We start from the raw sequence: 11,862 nt of genomic DNA on the forward strand, positions 1-11,862 counted from the left end.
CCGAGGAACCCCATGCCCCCCTTGACCCGTCCACTCCGCTTCGCCGTCGACCTCGGCGGCACCGCGCTCTACTCGGCGGCCACCTTCGTCGACCGGGCCAGGCTCGCCGAACGCGGCGCCTTCGACTTCGTCACCCTGGACGACTCGCTCGGCCAACCGGCGCCGGGCGTCGGCCGCCTCGACGCCCTCGCCGTACTGGCCAGGGTGGCGCCGGCCACCGATCGCATCGGCTTACTGCCGACGGTGACCACCACCCACACCGAGCCGTTCCACCTCTCCGCCGCCGTCGCCACCCTGGACTGGGTCAGCCGCGGGCGGGCCGGTTGGATCGCGGACGTCTCCACCACCGAGGCCGACGCCCGACTCATCGGCCGCCGCCCCGCGGCGCCGCTGGCGGAGGTGTGGCGCGAGGCTGGCGAGGTGGTGGACGTCGTCACCCGGCTCTTCGACAGTTGGGAGGACGACGCGGAGATCCGCGACGTGGCCACGGGCCGCTTCATCGACCGGGACAAGCTGCACTACGTCGACTTCGAGGGCGCCACCTTCTCGGTGCGCGGCCCCTCCATCGTGCCGCGGCCCCCGCAGGGCCACCCGGTCACCGCCGTCGACGCCACCGCGCCGGCCGCCCGCGAGACCGCGGCCCGCTCGGCCGACGTCGCCCTGGTACGCACCGACGACCCCGACACGGCCCGTACCGTCCGCGCCGAACTGCGCGAACGCGCCCGCGGCCACGGCCGGGAACCCGACCGGCTGATCGTGCTGGCCTCGCTCACGGTGGACCTGGACGCATCGGCCGACGCGGTCGCGCTGGCCGAACTCGCCGCCGGCTGGCACACCGACGGCGCCGCCGACGGCTTCCACTTCCGACTCACGGACCCCGACCGCGATCTGCGCCTGCTCGTGGACGGCACCGTGCCCGTACTCCAACACCGGGGTCTGGTACGGCACTTCTATCCGGGTGCCACGCTCCGCGAACACCTGGGCCTGCCGCGCCCGGCCAACCGCTACGCCCTCGCCAGGGAGGCGACCGCACGATGACCGCAAGTGCAGGCACCTCAGGTGCTCCCCGCAAGACCATCCACCTCGCCGCCCACTTCCCGGGCGTCAACAACACCACCGTGTGGAGCGAACCGGAGCCGGCCCCCGGCGCCGGCCAGCCGGGCGGGCGGGAAGCCGCCCAGCGGCTGCCGTTCGGCAGCCAGATCGACTTCGCCTCCTTCGAACACCTGGCGCGCACCGCCGAGCGCGGCCTCTTCGACTTCTTCTTCCTCGCCGAGGGGCTGCGGCTGCGCGAGCACAAGGGCCGCATCCACGACCTCGACGTCGTCGGCAGGCCCGAGGCGATCACCGTGCTCAGCGCGCTCGCCGCGGTGACCGAACATCTCGGGCTCGCCGCCACCGTCAACGCCACCTTCAACGAGCCCTACGAACTGGCCCGCCGGCTGGCCACCCTGGACCACCTCAGCGGCGGACGCGCCGCCTGGAACGTGGTCACCTCCTCCGACGCGTTCACCGGCGAGAACTTCCGCCGCGGCGGCTTCCTGGACCGGGCCGACCGGTACACCAGGGCGGCCGAGTTCGTCGCCACCGCGCGCGAGCTGTGGGACTCCTGGCCGGTCGGGGCCGGCCGCGGCCGGGGCGCGGCGCCAGCCGGCGGCTTCGCCCACCGCGGCCAGCACTTCGACGTCGAGGGCCACTTCAGCGTGCCCCGCCCGCCACAGGGCCACCCGGTCGTCATCCAGGCCGGCGACTCCAGCGAGGGTCGCGAGTTCGCCGCATCGACCGCCGACGTGATCTTCACCCGGCACGGCACGCTGGAGGCCGGCCGGACGTTCTACGCCGACGTCAAGGCCCGGCTGGCCGCGTACGGGCGGCGCCCACAGGACCTGAAGATCATGCCGGGCGTCACCTTCGTCCTCGGGGACACCGCGGCCGAGGCACAGGAGCGGGCCGCCGAGATCCGGCGCCAGCAGATCTCCCCGCAGACCGCGCTGCTCACCCTGGAGCAGGTCTGGGGCGTGGACCTATCGCGATATGACCCGGATGGCCCATTGCCCGACATCGAACCCGATTACGACGCGGGGCTCAGCCAGGGCCGAGTGCAGCACGGTGACCCGCGCGCGGTGGTGGCCCGCTGGCGGGCGCTGGCCGAGGAGAAGGGGCTGTCCATCCGGCAGACCGTGATCGAGGCCACCGGCCGGCAGTCCTTCATCGGCACGCCCGCGGCGGTCGCCGACGAGATGGACGCCTTCGTCCAGACGGATGCCGCCGACGGCTTCATCCTGGTACCGCACCTGACCCCGGGAGGGCTCGACGAATTCGTCGAGCGCGTGGTGCCGCTGCTCCAGGAGCGCGGTTCGTTCCGCACCCGGTACACCGGCAGCACCCTGCGCACGCACCTCGGGCTCGCCCAGCCCACACGAAAGGACACAGCAGCATGACGGAGACAGCGGCACAGCGCGACGCGGCGACCGGCGCGGCCCGGCGCCCGGCGACCACCCGGCCGGGGAACGCGGCCGGGCCCAGCGCCGCGCCCAGGACCGCGGCCGTCCGGGCCGACCACGCCCCGCGCACCGAACCCGAGATACCGGCGACCATCGAGGAGGCCGTCACCTCGGCCCTGCCGGCCGGGGCCACCGCCATCTCACAACCCCCGGGCGAATCCGACGAGCTGCACCGATGGCGTAGCTGGCGGCGGGAGCGCACCGATGCGGTCTCCGCACCGTACGGGCCGCTGGCGGTGACCGGCACCCACTGGCTGGCGGATGCGCCCGACGGACGGCTGCCCGGGGTGCCCGGGCGGTGGACCGAGGACGGCGAGGAACTGGTGGTCAGCGCCGTACCCGCGGACCTGATCGCGGTGGACGGCCAGCCGCTGGACGGCGAGGCCAGGCTCGGCCCCGAGCACGGCCCGCTGGACGCCCGGGTCACCAGCGGCGACCGGCACCTGGTGGTGCTGCGCCGGGAGGGACTGTGGGCGGTGCGCGTCTTCGACCCGGACGCGGCGGCGCGGCGCACGTTCGCCGGGATCGACGTGTACGAGCACGCCGAGCGCTGGGTGGTGCCGGCGACCTTCCGCGCCTACCCGGCGGACCGCACCGTGCAGGTGGCCAACGCCGACGGGGTGACCCGGGGCCTGGGCCTCACCGGTGAGGTGGTCTTCACGGTCGACGGCGTCGAGTACGCGCTCGCGGCCGGCGACGAGGGTGACGGCGCGCTGTGGATCGTGCTGGCCGACGCCACCAGCACCCGGCCGGTGGAGGCGGGCGGCAGCTACCCGTTCCGCTTCCTGCGGCCCGGGGCGCCGGCCGCCGACGCCTCGCTGACCTTGGACTTCAACCGCACCCTGCTGCCGCCGTGCGCCTTCACCGACCACTCCCTGTGCCCCTTCCCGCCGCCGGGCAACACCCTGCCGTTCGCGCTCACGGCCGGCGAGCGCACCACGCTCACCACGGACTGACGAACCGGACGCCCGCCGTCCCACCCTGCGCCCCCACCCCGGCCCACCGGCCGCGGTGGGGGCGCGGGTGTGTTGCGGAGCGGGTGTGCGCCGTTGTGTGGGTGTGTGTGGGTTGGGTGGCCCGCGGGTGTGGGGGCGCGGGGGCGCGGGTCGGGCGGGTGTCGGTGGGTGTTCACCCGGGCCGGCGGGGTTGGGCGGGCGGCCGGTGGGTGTTGGCCCTGGCTGACGGGGCGCGGCCGGTGCGGGTGGGTGTCGCTGGGCGGCGGGTGGGTGGCGACGCGGACGGCGGCTGTCGGTGAGGTGGCCTGCCGCTGCCGGTGAGTCGGCCAACTGATAGCCACTTGTGCTCAGTTGACTCCACCGCGAATACTCCTGATTGCACGTGTCAGGGGGGACATCGTGGCGATCACGCACGTCTGCGCCCCCGTGGCCGCGCCACCGGGGCCCGGCCGAACAGCGGGCCCACGATCTCCACGGAGGAAGAGTTGAGAAACCCCCGCACCACACTCCTGCCCCGTCGCCGTAGCCGGAGCCGGCTCGTCGGCGTGGCCGGCGCCCTGACTGCCGTGTCGACGCTGGCCGTGCCGGTCGCCGACGCGGCCGACCAGGCGCCTGCCGGGCAGTCCACCACCCGGGCCGCGGCCCAGGCCACCGAGCGGGCCGTCGCCGCGGGCGATGCGGTGCGCGCGGCCGACGTCGCCGGCACCGCCTGGTACGTCGACCGGGCCACCCACACCCTCGTGGTGACCGCCGACCGCACCGTCAGCGCGGCCGAGCTGGCCCGCGTCAAGCGGGCCGCGGGTTCCCAAGAGGCAACCCTGCGCATCGACCGCGCACCCGGCGCCTTCCGCAAGCTCGCCATAGGTGGCGACGGCATCTACACGAGCGACTGGCGCTGCTCCGCCGGGTTCAACGTACGCAACTCCAAGAACCAGTACTTCATCCTCACCGCAGGTCACTGCACCGACGGCAAGCCGACCTGGTACACCAGCAGCAGCCGCCGCACCAAGATCGGCAAGACCTCGGGCTCCAGCTTCCCCGGCAACGACTTCGGGCTGATCAACTACGACAACCGGAGCCTGAAGCACACCGGGGTGGTCAGCTACGGCAAGGGCGCGACGCGCGACATCAAGAAGGCGGCCAACCCCACCGTCGGGCAGAAGGTGCAGCGCACCGGCGTCACCACCGGGTTGCACAGCGGCAAGGTCACCGCCCTGAACGTCACCGTCAACTACGGCGGCGGTGAGGTGGTCTCCGGCCTCATCAAGACCACCGTCTGCGCCGAACCGGGCGACAGCGGCGGCCCGCTGTTCGCCGGCAACACCGCGCTCGGCCTCACCTCGGGCGGCAACGGCGACTGCTCCGACGGCGGGACGACGTTCTTCCAGCCCGTCAAGGAGGCGCTGCGCCACTACCGGGTCGACGTGTACTGAGCGTAGGAGCGCCGCGCGGGGCTGCGACGTGCCGACCCCCCGCACGGTAGTCGTAACCCATCTGGCAGCCGCCCGTCCTGCTCGGGTCGGCTGCCCACCGCGACCGCTCCCGCGGGCCCCGGCCCAGGTTGCTCCCGCCCGCCCCAGCGCAGATCGCTCCCGCCCGCCCCAGCGCAGATCGCTCCCGCCCGGCCCCAGCGCAGATCGCTCCCGCCCGCCCCAGCCCAGATTGCTCCCGCTGGCTCCCCAGCCGCCCCCGCCGCCCCCGGCCGCAACGCCGCGCCCGGCCGCTCCCGGCGCTCCCCGCCCGCCGATGCCGCCCGGGCCGCCATCCGCCGACCTCCGCCCCGGCCCGCAGCCGGATTATCGTGGACATAAGCCCCCGAACGGGGCAGTGTCCTGCGTGGAGACGGCAGGTGGCCGTGATGATCGAGACCTTGCTGACGGTGGGCGTGGTGTTGCTCTGCTGCGCCATCGGGTACGCCGCGCTGGCGGCCCGGGTGATCAAGCAGTACGAGCGTGGCGTGGTCTTCCGGCTCGGCCGGCTCCAACCGGGGGTGCGGCCACCCGGGCTGACCCTGGTGGTGCCGCTGGTCGACCGGCTGCGCAAGGTGAACATGCAGATCGTCACCCTGCCGGTGCCGGCGCAGGAGGGCATCACGCGGGACAACGTGACCGTACGGGTGGACGCGGTCGTCTACTTCAAGGTGGTGGCCGCCCCGGAGGCGGTGGTCGCGGTGGAGGACTACCGGTTCGCGGTCTCCCAGATGGCGCAGACCTCACTGCGCTCGATCATCGGCAAGAGCGACCTCGACGACCTGCTCTCCAACCGGGAGAAGCTCAACCAGGGCCTTGAACTGATGATCGACAGCCCGGCCGTGGGATGGGGCGTCCACATCGACCGGGTGGAGATCAAGGACGTGTCGCTGCCGGAGACGATGAAGCGCTCGATGGCCCGCCAGGCCGAGGCCGACCGTGAGCGGCGGGCGCGCGTGATCAACGCGGACGCCGAGCTCCAGGCGTCCAAGAAGCTCGCCGAGGCGGCCGGGCAGATGTCCCGGCAGCCGGCCGCGCTCCAGTTGCGGCTGTTGCAGACGGTGGTGGCGGTGGCCGCGGAGAAGAACTCCACCCTGGTGCTGCCGTTCCCGGTGGAGCTGCTGCGCTTCCTGGAACGGGCCCAGCAGCCGGCCCAGGACACCCCAGCGGCGGACACGCCGGAGCCGACGGGCGCTCCCCGAACCCCGACCGCTCCCTGAGCCCCGACCGGCGCTCCCCGAACCCCGACCGCTCCCCGAACCCCGACCGCTCCCTGAGCCCCGATCGGCCCCGCCCGAACCCCGGAGGGCCTTCCGCCGCGCCCACCCCCGGTTCACCTGACTGACCCTCCGGCGCGCGGGCGCGGCGTACCCGCGTTCGCCGTTTCGACGCCCGGCAATACCGGCCAGTCACATCCATCACCGCAGGTGTACGGCCCCACACCGGGGGTGTCCGGGTGCGCCCGTGACGTGGCCGGGGTAGGTGTGGTCTGTGACCGGGACCGCGCGCGGGGCGCACGATGGTGGCGACTTGAACGCGACCTTGTGTGCCGCACGAGCGCCTGGGAATACTCAGCGAAGCAACTTGGCATGGACGCGCCCCGACGGGGCGCGGACGTGCCTCCTCCGGGCCCGAACCCCCACAACGCCGGGCCCATCCCCCCACTGGAGGTTTTGAGTTGAAGCGCGCAAGCGTACGCCGTACGGTCGTCGCCGGTGCCGGCGTGGCGGCCCTGATCAGCACCTTCACCCTACAGAGCGCCCAGGCGGCACCCACCGCCCCGGACCCCCTGACGGCCACCGCCGCCGGCGCCCTGGCCACCGACATCACCGCCGACCTCGGAGCCGATGCGGCCGGTTCGTACTACGACGCTGACGACCGCAAGCTGGTCGTGAACGTCGTGGACGCCGCCGCCGCGGATCGCGTCCGGGCCGCCGGTGCCGAACCCAGGCTCGTCGAGCACTCGCTGGCCGCGCTGAACGAGGCGCGGGCCACCCTCAAGGCCGAGGCCACCATCCCGGGCACGTCCTGGGCGATCAACCCGAAGACCAACAAGGTCGTCGTCACCGCCGACCGCACGGTGCGCGGCGACAAGCTGGCCCGGCTGGGCAAGGTCACCAAGTCGCTCGGTGACCGGGTGGCCGTCAAGCGCACGGCCGGTGAGCTCAAGCCGCTGCTCGCGGGCGGCGACGCGATCTGGGGCAGCGGCTCCCGCTGCTCCCTGGGCTTCAACGTCACCAAGGGCGGTGAGCCGTACTTCCTGACCGCGGGTCACTGCACCAACGCCGTCGCCAGTTGGTCCGACCGGCAGGGCGGGCAGCAGGTCGCCGCGACCCAGGGCGGCAGCTTCCCGGGTGACGACTACGGCATCGCCAAGTACACGGCGGACGTGCCGCACCCGAGCGAGGTCAACCTGTACGGCGGTACGCAGTCGATCTCGCAGGCGGGTGACGCCACCGTCGGCCAGCAGGTCACGCGCAGCGGCAGCACCACCCAGGTGCACGACGGCTCGGTGACCGCGGTCAACGCCACCGTCAACTACCAGGAGGGCACCGTCGAGGGCCTGATCCAGACCACCGTCTGCGCCGAGCCGGGCGACAGCGGCGGTTCGCTCTTCGACGGCTCCACCGCGCTGGGCCTGACCTCGGGCGGCAGCGGCAATTGCAGCTCCGGCGGGGAGACCTTCTTCCAGCCGGTCACCGAGGCGCTCCAGGCCACCGGCACGGAGATCGGCTGACCCCCGACCGCCACCGAGATCGGCTGACCCCGGTCAGCACCGAGATCTGCTGACCCGCGGCCGGCAGGGAGGTCGGCCGGCCTCCGGCGCACCCGCACCGACCTGACCACCTACCGCCCGCACCGCCGGCTGCCGGCAGCGAGCAGCAGGTGGTACGCGGCCCCGCCCCACCGGGGCCGCCCGGTCGGCGCCCCGCATACCGAATGGCTCCCGGACACCCACCGCGTCCGGGAGCCATTCGCCTGCCGGGCCGTCGGGGCTGACGGTCGGAGGCGGATCAGAAGTGGAAGAGCGTGCCCCGCGCCGACTGCTGGAGGCAGGAGTTGGCGAAGGTGTGCGAGAAGGAGACGTTCCGGCCCTCCCACACGCCCTGGGCGACCACCGTGACCGGTGCGTATTCGCGGGTGCAGACCGAGCCGGTGGTCAGGTCGGTCAGCTCGGCGAACGTGCCGCGGGCGGCCTGGAGTTCGGCGCAGGCGGCGCGCGGTGCCGGGTGGTCGCCGCCGGCCGTGGGCCGGCAGGTCAGGGTCACCGCGCGGGTGACGGTGGCCTGCGCGCTGTCCCCGTCGGCGACGGAGAGCACCAGCGATGACGGCGCGTAGAGCGAGGTGGCCTCCGTGGGCGTCGCGTGGGCGGTACCGGCGACGGTGGCCAGCGCACCGAGGCCCGCGACGGCGGCCAGCGCCCATCCCCCCAGGGTCTTCCGCATGTCGAACACTCCCTTGTTCGAGGTGGCAGATACGGTCCGGAGTCTTGCCGATGCGTGGGGTGAGTGCATGCACGGCTAACCACTTCAAGTCACCATCGGTAATCGAACGGTGGCCGACGGTTTCCCTGCGATGGAGTGACGGGTCGTCGCGTCCGGGGCGGGGACCTGGGGCGGCGGGAGGGTGGCGGAGTGTGGTGGTGTTCGGATGGCGTGGCGGCGCCCCGCGGGGTGGTGGGCGGGGTTCGGCCGGATCGCGACGTCGTCACCCGAGGCATCCACTGATGGACAGGCGTGTGCCGCTCGGCATCTACTCAACCAAGGTCGTTTGTTCGTTGAACCTTGGAAGTGAAGGCTCTGTGAGCGGTATCTCAGCATGTCCTTCGCGTGTGACGTACGGGGGGTCTTATGTCCCTTTTGTGGGGAGTTTTGTTTCGTGCATATTGCGGACGTGTGAAATGAAGCGGCCTTCCTGAAATGTTTTCTTCGTCGTTTATTGACTTCTGAAAACGATGATTTGCCTGTGCATCGAGCCATCGCTCTAATGGTCGCGAACCGGCTGCGGGAGACGCCCGCCAAGATTCAGGAGAACGGCAGCGATGGCCGAAGTGATGGCCGAAGTGAAGTCCAGTGCGCCCGCGGGCCCACTCGTCACCGCCGCCCGCGCGCTGCGCCGCGACCGGGTGGGCATGGTCGCCCTGGGCATCGTCGTGCTGTGTGCCGTCCTCGCCGCGTGTGCCCCGCTGATCGCCGCGCTCTACGGCAAGAACCCCACCGAGCACTACGGCCAGAACGCGCCTGACCTGCTCAGTCCCGAGGGACTTCCGGTGCAGCCGAACGGTGGCATCTCCGCCGACTTCTGGTTCGGGCTCGAACCGGGACTCGGTCGGGACGTGTTCACCCAACTCCTGTACGGCATGCGCACCTCGCTGCTCGTCGCCCTCGCCTCGGTCGCCGTCATCGCCGTCATCGGCATCGTCCTCGGGGTGACCGCCGGTTATCTCAGCGGAATGGCCGACCGGGTATTCAGCTTTATCTGCAATGTCCTCCTCGCATTCCCCACGCTGCTCCTCCTGTTGGCCCTCAGCCCCATCATCCAGACCCGGTTCGTCTCGCCCGGAGAAAACGAACCCGCCTGGATGCAGTTCGCCGTACTCATCGCGGTGTTCTCCGCCTTCGGCTGGGTGCCGCTGGCCATGGTGCTGCGGACGACCGTACGGTCGCTGCGCGAGCGGGAGTTCGTGGAGGCGGCCCGCGCGGTGGGCGCCGGGCGCCGGCACATCATCTTCCGGGAGCTGCTGCCCAACGTCTGGGCGCCGGTCCTGGTGCACATCACGCTCGCCGTGCCGGGCATCGTCACCGCCGAGGCCGCGCTGTCCTTCCTCGGCGTCGGCATCAACGAGCCGATCCCCGACTGGGGCCGCATGATCGCCCGCGGCTCCGAGGTCTTCTACGACGACCCCACCTACATGGTCTTCCCCGGCGTCACCATCCTCGTCTTCGTCCTCGCCTTCAACCTGCTCGGGGACGCCGTACGCGACGCCATCGACCCGCGTACGGCTCGCTGAGCCACCCCCAAGAACGCGCGCCGGGTGCGCCCCCACGCCCCGGCGCGTCCAACCCCCCCAGGCCCCACGGGCCCCGCATTCCCCCCACGGTCACCCCCACAACCCAACACCCCTGATATCCGCACCTTCCGCATCGGAGTTCCGCATGCCCAGCAAGCTCAGCCACCGTCCGCGCCTCGTGGCCGTGCCGGCCATCGCCGTCGTTGCCGCCACGCTGCTGTGCTCCTGCTCCGCCGGTGCGGGCAAGGGCGGCAGCAGCGACCCGGCGCCCAAGGAGACCGCCCCGCTGACGGCCTCGCTCGGCACCGCGAAGGACAGCGCGGGACCCGCCCCCAAGGTCGAAGGGGCCCGCGACGGTGGCACCATCCACGTCTCCAACCCCACCGGCTACGCCCACCTGGACCCGCAGAAGATCTACGCCGGCGAGGCGTACAACACCTCGCTGCTGTGGGGTCGTCAGCTCACCCAGTACCAGGTGGTGGACGGCAAGGCCACCCTCGTCGGTGACCTGGCCACCGACACCGGCACCTCAAGCGACGGCGGCAAGACCTGGACGTACCGCCTCAAGGACGGCATCGCCTGGGAAGACGGCAAGCCGATCACCGCGCAGCACGTCAAGTACGGCATCGAGCGCACCTTCGCACCCGGCTTCGAACTCGGCCCGACCTACTGGCCGGAGTGGCTGACCGGCTCGGCCGACCGCACCGCCGCGGTCAAGAAGTACGGCGGCCCGAAGGACGGCGAGCTCGACGCGATCGAGACGCCCGATGACAAGACCATCGTCTTCCACTTCCCGCAGCCGCAGGCCGACGTGCCCTACATGGCCGCCCAGTCCTCCTCCTCCCCGGTCCGCAAGGACAAGGACACCGGCACCGGCTACGACATCAAGCCGCTGGCCAGCGGCCCGTACCGGATCGTCGAGCACAAGCAGAACCAGCACCTCACGCTGGAGCGCAACCCGCACTGGAAGCCGGCGACCGACCCGATCCGGCACCAGTTCGCCGACCGCTTCGAGTTCACCTTCGGCAAGATCGCGCTCAACATCAGCCAGGAGATCCTGGCCGGTCGCGGGAACGGCGCCGCCAGCGTCACCACCAAGGCCGACCTGCCGCCCGAGCTGTTCCGCGAGACCGAGCGCGACAAGGCCAAGGGCAAGCTCGTGGTCAACGGCCGCCAGGGCGCGTACGTCAACGACCTGTACATCAAGAACAGCCGCGTCACCGACCCCGAGGTGCGCAAGGCCATCGCCTACCTGTTCCCGCGCCAGCAGGCCCGCCAGGTGATGGGCGGCCCGCGCACCGGCGAACTCGCCACCACCCTCTCCTCGCCGGCCGTGGTCGGCTGGAAGAAGTACGACCACTTCCCCGCGGCCCCCACCGGCGACATCGCCAAGGCCAAGGAGCACCTGGCCAAGGCCAAGAAGCCGGTGACCAAGCTGACGTACGCGTACGAGAGCGACGCGGTGCAGGACCGGCTCGCGCAGGTGCTCGTGGACGCCTTCGACAAGGTGGGCATCACCCTGGTCACCAAGCCGCTGGACCCGGCCTCCTTCACCAACCAGGTCTTCCGCGGCCCCGCCCCGTACGACCTGTGGCTCTCCACCAACTCGGTGGACTGGCCGACCCCCTCCACGCTGCTGCCCGACGGCTTCCACAGCAAGCTGGACGCGCTGTCCAACGGCATCCGGTACAACAATCCGGCCGTGGACAAGGAGTTGGAGCGCATCGAGAAGATCGGTGACGCCAAGGAGAAGGCCGCGGCCCTCATCGACCTGGAGCAGGTCGTCATGAAGGACGCCCCCGTCGTGCCGTTCATGTACCCGCACGTCTCCCAGGTGCGCGGCAAGGACATCGGCGGCGCGTTCATCCACCCCATCTACGGCGGCATCAGCGCGGCCTGGCTCTACCGCGCCGACTCCTGAT

Annotated in this window: 9 protein-coding genes; 8 read left to right on the top strand and 1 reads right to left on the bottom strand. The window is 72.0% G+C overall.

Features of this window, described 5'->3' with window-relative positions:
- The first annotated feature begins 12 nt into the window (after positions 1-12).
- The 6 genes from ACMA1D_RS00105 (at position 13) to ACMA1D_RS00130 (ending at position 7,666) form a co-directional block, all read left to right on the top strand.
- On the top strand, positions 13-1,038 hold the full coding sequence (locus tag ACMA1D_RS00105; RefSeq protein WP_414721741.1) for an LLM class flavin-dependent oxidoreductase: 1,026 nt from the start codon (positions 13-15) through the stop codon (positions 1,036-1,038).
- Entirely contained in the window at positions 1,035-2,441 is a 1,407-nt protein-coding gene (locus tag ACMA1D_RS00110; RefSeq protein WP_414721742.1) for an NtaA/DmoA family FMN-dependent monooxygenase, read from the top strand. Before ACMA1D_RS00105 ends, ACMA1D_RS00110 begins: the two co-directional genes overlap by 4 nt.
- Before the next feature lie 179 nt (positions 2,442-2,620).
- Positions 2,621-3,460 carry a DUF1684 domain-containing protein gene (locus ACMA1D_RS00115; RefSeq protein ID WP_414721966.1) on the top strand — a complete coding sequence of 280 codons (840 nt, stop codon included), beginning with the start codon at positions 2,621-2,623 and terminating at the stop codon, positions 3,458-3,460.
- A gap of 485 nt (positions 3,461-3,945) precedes the next feature.
- Positions 3,946-4,893 carry a S1 family peptidase gene (locus ACMA1D_RS00120; RefSeq protein WP_414721743.1) on the top strand — a complete coding sequence of 316 codons (948 nt, stop codon included), beginning with the start codon at positions 3,946-3,948 and terminating at the stop codon, positions 4,891-4,893.
- 425 nt (positions 4,894-5,318) lie between these two features.
- Complete coding sequence (locus tag ACMA1D_RS00125) at positions 5,319-6,149, top strand: slipin family protein (protein WP_414721744.1); 831 nt, start codon at positions 5,319-5,321, stop codon at positions 6,147-6,149.
- A gap of 458 nt (positions 6,150-6,607) precedes the next feature.
- On the top strand, positions 6,608-7,666 hold the full coding sequence (locus ACMA1D_RS00130) for a S1 family peptidase (protein WP_414721745.1): 1,059 nt from the start codon (positions 6,608-6,610) through the stop codon (positions 7,664-7,666).
- Between the two features lie 277 nt (positions 7,667-7,943).
- On the opposite strand, the gene ACMA1D_RS00135 is transcribed toward ACMA1D_RS00130, so the two are convergent.
- A complete protein-coding gene (locus ACMA1D_RS00135) occupies positions 7,944-8,375 on the bottom strand; it encodes a subtilase-type protease inhibitor (RefSeq protein ID WP_414721746.1) in 432 nt (143 codons plus the stop codon).
- 596 nt (positions 8,376-8,971) lie between these two features.
- Between ACMA1D_RS00135 and ACMA1D_RS00140 the strand changes: the two genes are divergently transcribed.
- Positions 8,972-9,940, top strand: a complete 969-nt coding sequence (locus ACMA1D_RS00140; protein WP_414721747.1) for an ABC transporter permease — start codon at positions 8,972-8,974, stop codon at positions 9,938-9,940.
- Positions 9,941-10,085: 145 nt separating this feature from the next.
- On the top strand, positions 10,086-11,861 hold the full coding sequence (locus tag ACMA1D_RS00145; RefSeq protein WP_414721748.1) for an ABC transporter substrate-binding protein: 1,776 nt from the start codon (positions 10,086-10,088) through the stop codon (positions 11,859-11,861).
- Position 11,862: the final 1 nt, after the last annotated feature.

It is taken from the genome of Streptomyces sp. 796.1, assembly GCF_047525675.1.
GTDB lineage: Bacteria > Actinomycetota > Actinomycetes > Streptomycetales > Streptomycetaceae > Streptomyces.